Origin of the sequence: Nioella sp. (assembly GCF_965215655.1) — a bacterium.
Classification (GTDB): Bacteria; Pseudomonadota; Alphaproteobacteria; order Rhodobacterales; family Rhodobacteraceae; genus Nioella.
This window is the reverse complement of the sequence record NZ_OZ244111.1, coordinates 2,025,727-2,039,980: the sequence shown is the minus strand read 5'-3', so window position 1 is coordinate 2,039,980 and position 14,254 is coordinate 2,025,727. Positions and strand designations below refer to the sequence as shown.

The window sequence follows — 14,254 nt, the reverse complement described above, 5'->3', positions numbered from 1 at the left end:
CATGTCCCAGTTTACCTCGCTTATCATCGGCCACGACACGCTGGCGCTGAACTGCGCGAAAATGCTGGCGGGTGCAGGCCACCCGATCCGCGCCGTGGTCACGCGCTGCCCCGAATTCCGGGCTTGGGCCGAGGCGGAGGGCGTGACGCTGATCGCACCGGGAAGCGGATTGAAGGACAGGCTGCAGGGAATTGAATTTGAATGGATTTTGTCCATTGCAAACCTCGATATCCTACCCACTGACCTGCTGTCCGAGGCCGCCAAGGGCGCGGTCAATTTCCACGACGGGCCGCTGCCCGCCTATGCCGGGCTCAACGCCCCGGTCTGGGCGCTGCTGAACGGTGAAACCACCCATGGCATCACCTGGCATCGCATCGCGGGCGGCGTGGACGAGGGCAATATCCTTGCGCAGCGCCGTATCGAGATCGCGCCGGGGGAAACCGCGCTGACGCTTAACACCAAGTGCTACGCCGCCGCGCTGGACAGTTTCGGAGAGGTGATCGCCGCACTTGCCGAGGGGCGCGCAGAGGGCACGGCGCAGGACCTGTCGCACCGCAGCTACTTTGCCCGCGATGCGCGGCCAGAGGCGGCAGCTCTTCTGGATTTTTCCAAATCAGCCAATGAGATCGCGGCCATTGTTCATGCACTCGACCATGGCGGATACTGGAACCCGCTGGCCTGCCCGAAACTCGACACCGGTCGCGAGATTCTGCTGGTCGGCAGCGCGGAGCCGGTCGAGGGCGCAGGCGCGCCCGGCGAGGTTTTGGAGGTCACCGGCGGCATCGCAACCGTGGCCGTTCCGGGCGGGGCCGTGAGGCTGGGCGGGATGCGGTCTGTCGACGGGGCGCCTGTGATCCTTGCCGATCACCTTGCCGCTGGCACCCGCCTGCCGATGACACAGGACCGCGCCTTGATCAGCGCCGCCATCGCCACCGCCGCCCCTGCGGAAGGGTTCTGGCGCAAGCGGCTTGAGGCCATGCAGCCCGCGTCATTCTCATTCCATCCTGGAACGGGCGAGGGGCTGGCAAGCCGCAAAGTGACGCGCCCTGACAGCATCTCGGCCGCTCAGGCCCTGGCCCGTTTCGCCCTTCTGGCGCTGCGCAAGGGGGAAGGCGGCGCGGTGGACCTCGCCTGTGCTACGTCGGTCTCCATGCCCGGCTATCTGACCCCGTGGGTGCCGGTTGCCATCGACCCGGAGGGCAGCGTGGCAGAGGCCGAGGCGCGCTTTGCCGAACGGCTGGAGGTTGCCCGCGCCAAGGGGCCATTCGCGGCAGACCTGCCCGCGCGCATTCCCGGCCTGTCCGGGCTTTCCATCCCCGATTTCGCCATCGGGGAGGTTCCCGGCGCGGCGCTCTGCCTGTCGGCGGACGGCCAGACCCTCACTGCCGACGCCGCGCGCGTTACGCCAGAGGAACTCGACCTCATCGCCGCCCGGCTGGAACACGTGTTGCAGGCGGACCCAACCACCCTCGTTGCCGATCTATCCATCGTGCCAGACTGCGAGCGGCAGAAGCTGATCCATGACTGGAACGCGACGGAAACGGACTATGACCGCGCCCGCTGCATCCACCAGATGTTCGAGGCGCAGGCAGCGAAAACGCCCGATGCCACGGCGTTGATCTTCGAGGGCGAACGCCTGTCTTATGCCGCGCTCAACGCCCGTGCCAACCGGGTGGCCCGTGCGCTGGCCGGAATGGGCGTGCGCCGGGGCGATCTTGTGGGGCTTCATGTTCGCCGGTCGGCTGACCTGCTGATCGGGGCCATTGCCATTCACAAGGCGGGCGCGGCCTATGTGCCGCTTGACCCGGATTATCCGGCGGATCGGGTGGCGCTTTACGTGGAAGATAGCGGCGCGCAGGTGATCCTGACCGAGGCCGCGCTGACGCCGCATCTGCCCCCCCATCAGGCGCAAGTGCTGGAAATCGACCGCGACCCGCGCATCGCTGCAGCGCCGGACACCAACCCCGACAGTGGCGTGACGCCGGAGGATCTGGCCTACCTGATCTACACCTCCGGCTCCACCGGACGGCCCAAGGGTGTGATGATCGAGCATCGCAATGTCTCGAACTTCTTTACCGGCATGGATGCGCGCATTGACCATGAGACCGGGGGTGTCTGGCTGGCCGTCACCAGCCTCAGCTTTGACATCTCGGTGCTGGAGCTCTTCTGGACCCTCGCGCGCGGCTTCACCGTTGTGATCTCGGGCGACGAAAACCGCACGCTCGTCAGCAACGGACGCATCGGCCAGACGGGCAGGGGGATGGAGTTCAGCCTGTTTTACTGGGGCAATGACGATGGCGTCGGGCGCGACAAGTACACAATGTTGCTGGAAGGCGCGAAATTCGCGGATCAGAACGGGTTCTGCGCGGTCTGGACGCCGGAACGTCATTTCCACGCCTTCGGCGGGCCGTACCCGAACCCCTCCGTGACCGGGGCTGCCGTGGCCGCCGTCACGCGTAATCTGTCGGTCCGTGCGGGCTCCTGCGTCGCGCCGCTTCACCACCCGGCGCGGATCGCCGAGGAATGGGCGGTGATCGACAACCTGACGAACGGGCGCGCGGCGCTTGGCATTGCCTCGGGATGGCAGCCGCATGATTTCGTGCTGCGCCCTGAAAACACGCCCCCCGCGAACAAGCCCGCCATGTATGACGCCATCGACACCCTGCGCGCGCTCTGGCGCGGCGAGGAGGTTGCGTTCCCCTTGGCCGACGGGACCGAGCACAAGGTGCTGACGCAGCCCCGCCCTGTGTCGAAAGAACTGGCGATCTGGGTGACGACGGCGGGCAACCCCGATACCTGGCGCGAAGCGGGTGAGATCGGCGCCAATGTGCTGACCCACCTTCTGGGCCAGTCGATTGATGAGGTGGGCGAGAAGATCAAGATCTACCACGACGCCCTGCGCGCCGGTGGCCGCGACCCTGCCAATCATACCGTCACGCTGATGCTGCATTCCTACCTGGCGAAGGACCGGGAGGAGGCGCGTGAGGTCGCCCGCGGCCCGATGAAGGATTACCTGCGTTCGGCGGCGGGCCTGATCAAGCAGTTTGCCTGGGCCTTCCCGGCCTTCAAGAAGCCCAAGGGCGTCAATAACCCGATGCAGCTCGATCTCGGCATCCTGTCCGAGGAGGAGCTGGAAGCGATCCTCGATTTCGCGTTCGAGCGCTATTTCAACGATTCCGGCCTTTTCGGCACGGTCGAAGACGCGCTCGACCGGGTGGAGCAGCTCAAACGGATCGGTGTCGATGAAATCGCCTGCCTGATCGACTACGGGATCGAGCGGCAGAAGGTGCTGGATGGTCTGCGCCCCATTGCCGAGGTGCTGAAACGCGCCAATCAGGGCGATGCGCTGGCAGAGGACGATTTCTCGATCGCCGCGCAGATTATCCGCCATGGCGTGACGCATCTGCAATGCACGCCGTCGATGGCGCGGATGCTGGTCGGCAATGACGAGGCGAAGATGGCACTGGCCCGCGTGAAACACCTGATGGTGGGCGGTGAGGCGCTGCCCGGGTCGCTGGTGGCGGAGCTTCAGGTCGCCACCGATGCCCATATCGAGAACATGTATGGGCCGACCGAAACCACGATCTGGTCGACCACCCAGACCGCCACGGGCGGCGAGGGGATCACCGGGGTCGGCACGCCGATTGCCAACACGCAGGTCTATGTGCTGGATGAGGCGAAGCAGCCGGTGCCGATTGGCGTGCCGGGTGAGCTTTATATCGGCGGTGAGGGCGTGGCGCGCGGCTATTGGCAGCGGCCGGACCTGACGGCGGAACGGTTCCTCGACGATCCGTTCAAACCCGGCAATCGCATCTATCGCACCGGCGACCTCGTGCGCTGGCGTGCCGATGGCGGGCTCGATTTCCTCGGTCGCGCCGATCACCAGATCAAGCTGCGTGGCTACCGGATCGAGATGGGCGAGATCGAAACCCAGATCGACGCGGTTCCCGGTGTCCGCCAGTCGGTTGTGATCCCGAGAGAGGATACACCCGGCAACGTCCAGCTTGCCGCCTACTATCTGGAGTCCGCCCCGGTCGATCCGGCAAAGATTCGCGATCACCTGATGGCAGAACTGCCCGCCCATATGGTGCCCGCGCATTTTGTCCGGCTCGATGCCTTCCCGCTGACGCCGAACAAGAAGATCGACCGCAAGGCTCTGCCTGCGCCGCGCGCCCGCGCCGCCGCGCCGTCCAATGTGACGCCGATCACCGCGCAGGCCAGCACCGCCGGGCGCATCGCCGCGATCTGGACGAAAATCCTCGGCGTCGAGGGGATCGGCCCGCAGGATCATTTCTTCGACCTTGGCGGGCATTCGCTGCTGGCCGTGCAGGCGCATCGCGAGATCAAGGCCGCACTTGGTGCCGAGCGGCTGTCCATTACCGACATCTTCCGTTTCCCGGTGCTGTCGGCGTTGGCGAGCGAGGTCGACCGGCTGACGCGCGGCGACGCGCCAGAGCCGGAAACGCCCCCAACCACCACGGCGCCCGAGCGCGCGATCAATCGCGCCGAGGCCATGTCACGCCGTCGCCAGATGCGCGCGGCCCGAGCGGGAAGAGGATAGACCATGTTTCGTGATCTCATCGAAAGCGGCTGGCGCGGCGGAACGCTTGGCTATGGGGAGACCCATGCCAGGGAGGCCCATGATTTCTGGCCCGGGGAATCCCGCGCCATGGCCCGCGCGACACCGGCCCGTCAGGCTGAGTTCGCCGCTGGCCGCGCCGCCGCGCGTCATGCCCTTCGCGTGATCGGCATGGTTCCCTATGCGATCCCCATGGGGATCGACCGTGCACCGGTCTGGCCCAATGGCGTTGTCGGGTCCATCACCCATCACGAAGGGCGCTGCATCGCGGTCGTTGCACGCCGGTCCTCGCTGTCAGGGCTCGGTCTGGACCTGGCTGCGCTGGACCCGCTTGCCGAGGATTTGTGGCCGACCGTGTTGACTGACACTGATCGGAACTGGCTGTCAGATCAGCAAAAACCCCTGCAAGGTGGCTATGCGCAGATGATCTTTTCGGCCAAGGAAGCGACCTACAAGGCGCTTTATCCGCTGTCTCGTCGGATCGTGGGATTCGATGCGATGGACATCGCCCCGGATCTTGCCCGCAACCGCTTTACCGCCACGCTGCGCACGCGCTTTGGCCCGCATCGGGCGGGCCGTCGGCTGGAAGGGCAGCTTTTCTGCCGTGACGGGCTGATCTGCACGCTCATGGCACTGCCGCTGTCAACGGAATATGGCGGGAATGTGGCGCGGAATGCCGATTTGGAAATGGAGTGTTTCCAGACCGAAACGGCCTAGTCCTTGGAAATTTGACGAAAAATCACCTAGAATGGGGCGAGGATATGGCAACGCGGGGGCGGTTGCCGCCTCAATTGCAAAGCCCGGTCACGCGGGAGCGATAGCCAGCCTGCCATCCGGCACCTGAAAAATGAACCGAAAGGACTGCCCCCCATGGGTCCGATCACATCAATCTGGGATATCCCGCGCATCCTGCTTCGCCGCATCTGGGTGGTCTTGCTGATTCTGGCCGTGGGGTTGCCGTCCGTTGTGCTCTACGCGCTCAGCCAGCCTCGGGTCTACGAGGCGACGGCGGTCGTGCAGATCGAAGCGGCGCAGGTTGTGGAACGGCTGACCAGCCAGACAGGCGGCGGGGCCGCAGGCGGAACGCTCAACCCCAATAGCGAGCTGGAGCTGATCGAACAGCAGCTGATGTCGCGCGATCATATCATGACGGTTCTGGACGAGTTCGGCATCTTCTCGGGCATCCCGTCGATCACCGAACGCGTCGCGCTGGTGCGCCAGTCTGTCCAGATCATCGAGCTGATCGACCCCGAACAGGCCTGGCGTCCCGATGTGCAGCCTTCCGGGCTGGTGATCACGGTGCGCCTGTCCGACCCGGATATCGCGGCGGCCATCGCCAATCGCTTCCTCGACCGGGTGCTCGAAGAGGCGCAGGAACGGACCTCGGGCCGGACGGCGCGCACGCTGGAGTTTCTGGAGGCCGAAGAGGCGCGCCTGACCGCTGAAATCGAAGAACTGGAGTTTGCCTATTCCGAGTTCCGGCAGGCCAATTCGGCAGCTCTGCCCGCTGCCATTGCCTCGCAGCGCACCCAATTGTCCCGGCTGGAGGAAAGCCGGATCAATATCGAGGAACAGATCATCGAGCTGGAAAGCGAAAGCGGGCGATTGCTGGCCGAGGCCCGGTTGCGGCAGCAGGAATTGCTGAACCAGCGTTTGCAGCTTGTGAATGACGCGATTGCCGAGATCGAGGCGGTTCTGCTAACCGCCCCGGAGGTGGAGCGCCAGACCCATGTTTTCGACCGCCAGCTTGAACAGCTTCAGGGCGAATTGAGCGTGATCACCGAACGCCGCGCGCAGGCGGCCATGAACCAGCTTCTGGAAACCCGCAATCAGGCAGAGCGTTTCGAAGTTCTGGAAACCGCCATTCCGCCGGAGTTTCCGGTGTCGACCAGCCGCAAAAAGCTGGCCATGGCCGGGGGAATGCTGGTGGTGTTCCTTGCAGCCGCTGCGGCGCTATTGCTGGAGATCCTTGATGGACGTCTGCGCAGCGCACGTCAGTTCGAGCGCGAGCTTGGCGTGCAACCGGTCGTCGTGATCCCCAATCTGCGCAGCCAGGGCAAGGTGCGCCGGGGCCGCGTTCTCTGGATCGGGCTGCTGACTGCTGCGGTGGTCGGTGCGGTTGGTCTGGTGCGTGGCTGGTGGCGCGCGATTGCGGATCGTCTGCCTCAGGCGCAGGGTCAGGAATTGGCGGTTGTCATGCGGCGCACGACGCGCGACTGATCAGCCGCCGTAGCCATAGCCGGGTTCTTCGTCGAGCTCGGCCTTGTTCATCACCACCCCCAATATCGGAAGTTCGTCGCCGAGACGACGCTGCACCTCGCGCACATCTCGCGCGCGGGTTTCGCCGCCACCCACGACAAGCAGAACGCAGTCGATATGCGGGCGGAAGGCCAGCACGTCATCCATGGCAAGGGCGGGGGGCAGATCGTAGAGGATCAGGTCGGCGCCGAGTTCCGCCTGCATGCGGGTCAGAACCTCGGTCGTCGTCGGGTTTTGCAACAACTCCGCAGCATAGGGATCGGTCCTGCCATTGACGCCAAGCGCCAGCTTGTCACCGATATTGAGCATATTGGGGGCGAAGGTTGACAGGTAGGTCGCGGTGTCGATCTCGCCGCGCAGGAAATCCGCCGTGGCAGGCATGTCGCGCAGCCCGAGGATGCGGGCCAGTCCGGGGCGGCGCAGGTCCATATCGATCAGCGCGGTCCGCAGATCAGACAGGCGTGACAGGCTGATCGCGAGGTTAATGGCGGTGAAACTCTTGCCATTGCCGGGATTGGGAGAGGTGATGCCGATCCGGCTCCAGCCGTGATCGCGCATGGCCTGCACGATCCGGGTGCGCAGCACGTCAAAGGCCCCGTGCGCCGGGTCGTGGCGATTTGCGGTGATCACAAGGTTGCGGTCGAGCCGCGCCGGTTCTACGGGAATGCGCGGCAGGCGATCCCATATATCGCTGCTGTTCGTGCGGGCAGACGGCGTCGGGGCAGGGGCCTGGGGTTCGGTGGCATCCACCTCATTGTCCTGCTCCGTCGGACGGTCGGCGGTCAGCGCCTCACGCAGCCGCCGTTCCAACGCCCGGCGGCGCCGGTCGCTGTCGCTCAGCCCGTCATCGGGGCCGGTATTCGGGCGGTTGCTGCTCATTCTCACTCAGGTCCTGTTCTTGGCCGGTTTTCCGGCGCTTATCGTTATATAGGGCAAGTTTGGCACAATTAAGCCCTTTGACAGTGCAGGTTCAGATCCCGAACAGCGCCTTTGCATCCATTGCGCGTGTCAGGAACCTGTCGCGGTCCGCTTCCGGCTGCCAGCCGAGCACCCGCTTGGGCAGGCTGTTGTCGAAGCGCGCCAGATGCGCCCGCGACTTCCAGTCGGCCAGCGACGGGCGCGCCGCATTGCGGCGGCCAAGCGCATAGCGTTTCAGCGCGTATTTCACCCCGTCCGCCATCCACATGGCGGTCAGATTGCCGGAACTGACCCGCATCCGTGCGCCGAGCCGGTCATGAATGGCGTCGAAATAGTCGCGTCCGGTCAACAGATGCTCCCCCGTCAGGTTGAAGCTGCGGCCGATCGCACCGTCCCGCTCCATCATCTCGATCAACCCGTCCGACAGGTCATCGGCCAGCACGAAGGGTAGGATATTGCGCCCGTTGCCCCACAGCTTGACCGCCCCCGCCCCGTGCCAGCGTCCGATCCCCCAATGCTGCAAGGGTCCGTCGCCGCCCACCACGATACCGGGGCGCGCGATGACCAGTGGCAGCCCCTTTTGCCGGTGCATCTGCATCAGCCGCCGCTCGCATTCCGCCTTGGACCGTGCATAGAGGTTCCGTGCCTCGATATCGCCAAAGCCCGTGGCCTCGGTGATCATCCCGTCGGGATCGGACATGTCGTAAGACGCAATCGTGCCGGTGTAGATCAGCCGTGATACACCTGCCTGTAACGCGGCTTCGCCGATCCGCACGGCGGTGCCCACATCGTTTTTCAGCGCGTCCTCCCATGTGTCATCCATGGATTTCGCGAGGTTATAGACGGTGTGAATCCCCTCCATCGCCGCCGCGATGCCCGCCTTGTCGGTCAGTGAGACGGGGCAGGTTTCCACGTGGTCGGCGATATCGGGGAAGGGGCCATGCGCCCCGCGCGACAGCACCCTTACGTCATGACCCCGCGCCACCAATGCCCGCGTCAGGTTGCGCCCGATATAGCCGGTGCCGCCGATCACCATGACGCCGGGGCGCGGGGTGCCGGTGACGATAACGGGGGCAGGCTGTTCCGGGATCAGGGACAGGGTGTCGTCGATGGCCTGCATGACGGTGACGGCGGCCTCGGGCGAAAAGCGCGGGTCCGGACCGCCATAAACGGCGCGGTTCATGCCCTGAAAGCTCTGCCCATAGGGGCTGCGACGGTTCAAAGATGCAGTCTGGATCGCAGCATTGCGCAGCCCCTCGCGCAGATGTTCCCTGGCCGCACCCAGTTGCTTCAGCAGGGGGTTCACCACCAGATCAGCGGTGTTGTCACGGGTCGTGACAAGGGTATCGGCGGCGTAGTCGAGCCGCGCCAAGCCGGAGGACCCACGCAGGGTAACAGTCCTGTCATCAATGGTTTCGACCATAGAGAGCGTCAACGTCACATCCACATCGCCCGCGCGGGCGAGGATGCGCCAGCTTTGGTCGCGGGTGTCGCCGCCCGGCAGGGTCACAGGCTGGCTGGTCACCGCAGACAGAATTTCAAGCGGACCGAAAAGGTCCACCGCGAAGGAAAACGGATGCGGCCCAAGCTCCAGCAGCAGGTTCTTTGGCTCACGCAGCAGCCACAACCCGTAGGGACCAGACCGCAGGGGGGCAAGTGGCAGACACCAGTTGATCCGCGCCTCGGCGATGCGGCCAAGCGCGCCATCGGTGACCATCGCTTTCAGCTTTTCGTAGCGCGGCAGGCCAAGGAAGTTGTGCCCGGGGGAAAACCGCTTGCCCGTGCGGGCGGCGGTTTCCGCGATCGAGCGGGTCTCGGCGGAAGAGAGCGCAACCGGTTTCTCCACCAGCACATCCAGCCCGCCCTCCAGGCATTCCACCGCCAGATCATGATGCAGGTTGGGGGGTGTCAGGATATGCACCGCGTCGCAGACCCGCGCGGCGATCAGCTCGGCCACCGAGGTAAACACCTGCGCGCCATGGGCAGCGGCCAACCCGTCTGCCGCGCCCCGGCTGCGGTCGCAAACGGCGGTGATCTGCACGCCCGGTGTCGCCTTCAGCGCGTCAGCATGCCAGCTGGCGATATAGCCCGCGCCAATGAGGCCGATTCGAATGGGGGTAGATGCACTCACGTTCATAAGCCTTTATTTATATTCGATGATCCGCATGGACCGCCCGCGGAGCCGGCGCAGGGCGAACGTCGCCATGCCAATGAGGTTGGGGATCTTGGACAGGGTCAGGAACCCGGCAAACCGCCAAGCCAAGCCGGGCGCGATTCCGTCCCGCAGCAGCCCCCTCAGAGCACTGACATAAGAGCCCGCGTAAAGGGCCAGAACACCTGCCACGACCCAGAGATTGGTTGCCAGTCCGGCCAGCGCCACGGCGGGCAGCATCAGCCCGAACACATAGACCCGTGCGCGTTCCCGGCTCAGATGCGATCCGTGTAGCGCGCCCAATTGCGCAAAGCCATGGCCGTTCCTGACCGAGCGTTTCCACCATTGCGAAAACCGGTGCATATCGGCGTCATGGGCGGTCATGTTGCGCGGAATGCGCAGCAGTTTGTAACCCGCCATGCGAACCCTCAGGCAAAATTCATCATCTTCGGCAGCGATGACATCCGGGTTGAAGCCGCCCGCCGCCTCAAAAGCCTCGCTTCGGACCAGCATATCCCCTCCGCAGGCCACGATGGGACCCGCAGGGCGATACCACTCATGATCGCACATGGCGTTGTAGATGCTGGCATCGGGATGAATCTCTCGCCGCCAGCCGGTGACGACGCCAAGCCCGGTATCCGCCCGCATGACGGAGAGCGCGATCGACAGCCAGTCGCGCATCAGGGCGCAATCCCCGTCGATGAATTGCAGGAACTCGGGCAGTCCTTCCTCTCGCAAGGCATCCACCCCGGCATTGCGGGCGCGGGCGGCCGTAAAGGGGATGGACATGTCCAGTTCCACCACCTGAACGCCCTTGGACTGCGCATAGGACACGCTGGCATCGGTCGAGCCGCTGTCGACATAGACGATCCGGTCCACCAGCCCCGTAACGCTGTCAAGGGCGCGTTTCAGCCGGTCGCCTTCGTTGCGTCCGATCAGAATGATGGCAATGGCGGTTTTCATCGCGTGACCTCCGGCCGTTTCTCGGGTGGCAGCTCTGTTCCTGCGCGAAACAGGCCGGCGAGGCGGGCGGCCTCGGTCCGGGCGGTGAAATGGGCCTCAATCTTGGCGCGTCCCGCGTCCCCCATGTCGGCCCGTTTCTCGGCATCGCTCATGAGGGACAGAATCGCCGCGCACAACGCGTCGCTGTCCCCCGGCGCAACCAGACAGCCGGTTTTCCCATCTTCGACCAGTTCCGAGACCCCGCCGACCGCCGTTGCAATGGCGGGCATCCGGGCGGCCATCGCCTCCATCAGCACCACCGGCACCCCTTCGGCAAAACTGGGCAGGACAAGCGCGTCGTGGCTGGCCAGCAATTCGGCGACTTCGGATTGAGACTTGTATCCTGCGAAAGTGACAGCCCCAACAAGGTTCATCGCCTTTGCTTGTGTTTCCAAGGCGACGCGGTCAGGTCCGTCGCCCACGAGGGTCAGGGTCAGATCGGGCTGCACCTCTCTCGCTTTGGCCAGCGCCTCCAGCAGAACGGGCACGCCCTTGACCGCTGCCAGACGCCCCACGAACATCAGCCTCGTGCCATCACGTGCGCCCGGCGCATATCGGTCCGGCTCCACCCCGCAATGGATGATTTTGAGCTTTCCCCAATGGTCCTGGGCCGAGAAGAACATCGCCTGCGACCGGCAGAACTCGCTGATGCAGGCGACAAACCGGGCGCGGGCGATCTTTTCGTCCAGCCGCCAGTGTTCGGGGGCAAAGAAGATATCGGGTCCATGCAGGGTGAAACTGTAAGGGATGCCAGACAATTCCGAGGCCAGCATCGCCACGGTGCAGCTCGACTTGGCGATATGGTTGTGCAGGTGCTGGACGCCATTTTTACGCAGGTGATGGGCCAGAACCACCGCCTCGGTGAAATAGATCAGGTTGTAAAGGCGGCCCTTGATCCCCTTTGGGGCGGTCCGCCATGCCAACGTCAGCGCCCGGATATAGCGCCCAAGCCGGGGCAGCATCGCCAGCTCGGCCCGCGCCATGGTCAGCGGGTTCGCCACGGCGGGCAGCACATGGAAGGTGCGCGCGGCCTCCTGCCTCTGTTCCTCGCCCACCAAATGGTCGTCGCCCGTGCGCCGGATGGAGCAGGTCAGAACCTCAAGCCCCTCATCGCGCAACGCCGCGACTTCACGCTGAATGAAGGTGTCGGTGGCACGGGGGTATTCGCCGGTCAGGTACGCGATCTTCATGCCTCGACCCCCGCAATCAGATTGGCAGCCATCAGTGCCTCGAACTCGTGCTGCGGGGCGAGGCCGAGCGCCTCGACGGCACAGCTTCCATCCCACCCCATGGGCATCATTCGCGCGCGCAGGGTCGGGCGGCGCAGAAGGCCGGGGCGGTTGGGGTTGTCCCCTGCGATCCGGTCCAGCAGCCGCCAGTGAATCGGCAGGATCACGCGGGGCCAGCCCGAGACCGACAGCGCGTTCAGGAACCGCACCCGGTCGGGAAGGTCGTCATCCAGTACATTCACGGTGCAGGGCGGGGCGGTGACGGCAGCGACAAGCGCTTCACCCGCGCGGTCGATCTCACACAGCGGCACTTGGCCATCGCGGCCAATGCGGATCAGCACCGAGCCCTTGCTTGGCCCGAAATGCGCGGACCAGAGCCGCCCCGGTCCCCAGATCGCCCCGAGCCGCAGAATGGACAGGTCCATCCCGGCCTTGTCGGCCTCGGCCTGCATCACGTCCTCTTGCGCCAGCTTGGCGCGCATATAGGCGTCGCGCAGGTCAGGGCGCGGCTCCAGCGGGCTGTCTTCGGTGATGACCTTGCCCGGATCGCCCGCGCCATAGACCGAAACGGACCCGGCCAGCACCACGCGCGGCACCCCGGCCTTGGCCGCAGCGCGCATCAGGGCGGTGCTGTCTTCGACGACATCCTTGCGAAATTCGTCTTCGGAGCCGCTCATCCGGCCCGCCACATGGATCAGCGCCGCGCATCCTGTCAGAAGCCCCGGCATATCCGGGCCATCCAGCGGGCCTTCGACCGGAAAGACCTCGGGCACCTCGGGCCAGCCGCCACGGTGCCCGTACCGGGAATGCAGCACGACCTCATATCCCGCCCGCATGGCAAACTCCGCAACCGCCCGGCCCACATAGCTGCCCGCCCCGGTGATGAAGACCCTCAGCGCGCCCATGGCATCGGCTCCATCTGTTCGCATCCTGTCGTAATCCGGTGCACGCCCTCGGCCTGGCAGGCCAGCGTCACCTCGGTCAGATGCAGGGCATAGTCCCCCGCGATGCGCGAAGGTCGGCCAGCGGCAATCGCCTCCAGCATCTCAACCGGTCCGAGCGCGAAATTCATCGCGGCGGCCCCTTCGCGGGTCACCTTCGGATGGGTCGCCCCACGCAGGCGCAGACGTTTCGCGACCGGGCTTTCCAGCAGCCGCCGCCGAATGCGCAGCCGCTTGCGGAATCGCACCGGCGCGGCATTGTCCCAGGCCTGATCCAGCTCCAGCACGCCTTTGTCGCCCACGATCCGCAGGCGGTGGTCATGGGGCGCGGTGATGGAACAGGTCAACCGGGCCACGGGGCCTTGCGCGAAATGCAGGGTGGCAACGGAGAAATCCGGGGCGCAGCCGCTGACGCCGCGCTTATCGGGAAGGATTTCGGCAGTGGCGGTCACGACCTTATCGACCGCCCCGAAACAGGCAATCAGCCAGCTGAGGTAATAGCCCGCATGTTCCAGCGTGCAGCCGGTGCGGAACTCATCGACAAAGGGCCAGGGTGCGCCGGAGGCGCTGACCCAGCCCTCGACCGGGGCTTGCGGGATGAACCCGTCGTCAAGCTCCGCATAGATCAGCCGGGGCGTGCCCGCGATGCCGTCGCGCAGGGCCTTTGCCAGAGTCTGAGCCGCTTCCCCTAGAACCGAGGACGGCGCGCTGCCCAGTTGCAGGCCATTGGCGCGGGCCAGCCCATGCAGCGCCGTTGCGTCATCCATCGACAGCACCATGGGTTTTTCGCTGAACACATGATGTCCGGCCTCAAGGCAACACCGTGTGATTTCAGCATGGGAGATCGGGTTCGTCAGGTTCAGGATCAGGTCCGGCTTGGTCGCAAAAAGCGCCTCCAATGTGTCACAGGCGGGCAGGGACCAGTGGGAAGAAAAGGCAGACAGCCGGTCGGCATTGCGGTCATGAACACCGGTAATCGTGACCTCTGGGTGCTTGGCAAAGGACCGCATATAAAGATCGGCCACGAAGCCACAGCCCACAAGGGCCACGCGATGCGTGCCCTTCGGCGCGGTGCCGTTGGCCGGTCGGGTCTGGGTCATGTGCCTGCTCTTCTTCTTGTCTTGATGTCACTTTGACCCCAAAAGCATGGCAACAGTTTGTCCTGCCGGGTGCT

9 protein-coding genes are annotated in these 14,254 nt (G+C 65.1%); 3 read left to right on the top strand and 6 right to left on the bottom strand.

What is annotated here, in order from left to right:
• The first annotated feature begins 1 nt into the window (after position 1).
• The 3 genes from ACOOEX_RS10190 to ACOOEX_RS10180 all read left to right on the top strand — a co-directional run bounded on the left by ACOOEX_RS10190 (position 2) and on the right by ACOOEX_RS10180 (position 6,799).
• On the top strand, positions 2-4,561 hold the full coding sequence (locus ACOOEX_RS10190; RefSeq protein WP_420398279.1) for a MupA/Atu3671 family FMN-dependent luciferase-like monooxygenase: 4,560 nt from the start codon (positions 2-4) through the stop codon (positions 4,559-4,561).
• A gap of 3 nt (positions 4,562-4,564) precedes the next feature.
• Positions 4,565-5,296 carry a 4'-phosphopantetheinyl transferase family protein gene (locus ACOOEX_RS10185; RefSeq protein WP_306044244.1) on the top strand — a complete coding sequence of 244 codons (732 nt, stop codon included), beginning with the start codon at positions 4,565-4,567 and terminating at the stop codon, positions 5,294-5,296.
• A gap of 153 nt (positions 5,297-5,449) precedes the next feature.
• Entirely contained in the window at positions 5,450-6,799 is a 1,350-nt protein-coding gene (locus ACOOEX_RS10180) for a Wzz/FepE/Etk N-terminal domain-containing protein (protein ID WP_306044243.1), read from the top strand.
• On the opposite strand, the gene ACOOEX_RS10175 is transcribed toward ACOOEX_RS10180, so the two are convergent.
• The 6 genes from ACOOEX_RS10175 to ACOOEX_RS10150 form a co-directional block, all read right to left on the bottom strand.
• A complete protein-coding gene (locus tag ACOOEX_RS10175) occupies positions 6,800-7,717 on the bottom strand; it encodes a CpsD/CapB family tyrosine-protein kinase (RefSeq protein WP_420398278.1) in 918 nt (305 codons plus the stop codon).
• Between the two features lie 91 nt (positions 7,718-7,808).
• The gene (locus tag ACOOEX_RS10170) at positions 7,809-9,887 is read right to left on the bottom strand and encodes an NAD-dependent epimerase/dehydratase family protein (protein ID WP_420398277.1); all 2,079 of its coding nucleotides are present in this window, start codon (positions 9,885-9,887) and stop codon (positions 7,809-7,811) included.
• Positions 9,888-9,899: 12 nt separating this feature from the next.
• Positions 9,900-10,871: a glycosyltransferase gene (locus ACOOEX_RS10165; RefSeq protein WP_420398276.1), complete on the bottom strand. Its 972-nt coding sequence runs from the start codon at positions 10,869-10,871 to the stop codon at positions 9,900-9,902.
• On the bottom strand, positions 10,868-12,100 hold the full coding sequence (locus ACOOEX_RS10160) for a glycosyltransferase family 4 protein (protein WP_420398275.1): 1,233 nt from the start codon (positions 12,098-12,100) through the stop codon (positions 10,868-10,870). Before ACOOEX_RS10160 ends, ACOOEX_RS10165 begins: the two co-directional genes overlap by 4 nt.
• On the bottom strand, positions 12,097-13,068 hold the full coding sequence (locus ACOOEX_RS10155; RefSeq protein WP_420398274.1) for an NAD-dependent epimerase/dehydratase family protein: 972 nt from the start codon (positions 13,066-13,068) through the stop codon (positions 12,097-12,099). The genes ACOOEX_RS10160 and ACOOEX_RS10155 overlap by 4 nt, the downstream gene beginning before the upstream one ends.
• Complete coding sequence (locus ACOOEX_RS10150; protein ID WP_420398273.1) at positions 13,032-14,180, bottom strand: Gfo/Idh/MocA family protein; 1,149 nt, start codon at positions 14,178-14,180, stop codon at positions 13,032-13,034. The genes ACOOEX_RS10155 and ACOOEX_RS10150 overlap by 37 nt, the downstream gene beginning before the upstream one ends.
• Positions 14,181-14,254 lie beyond the last annotated feature (74 nt).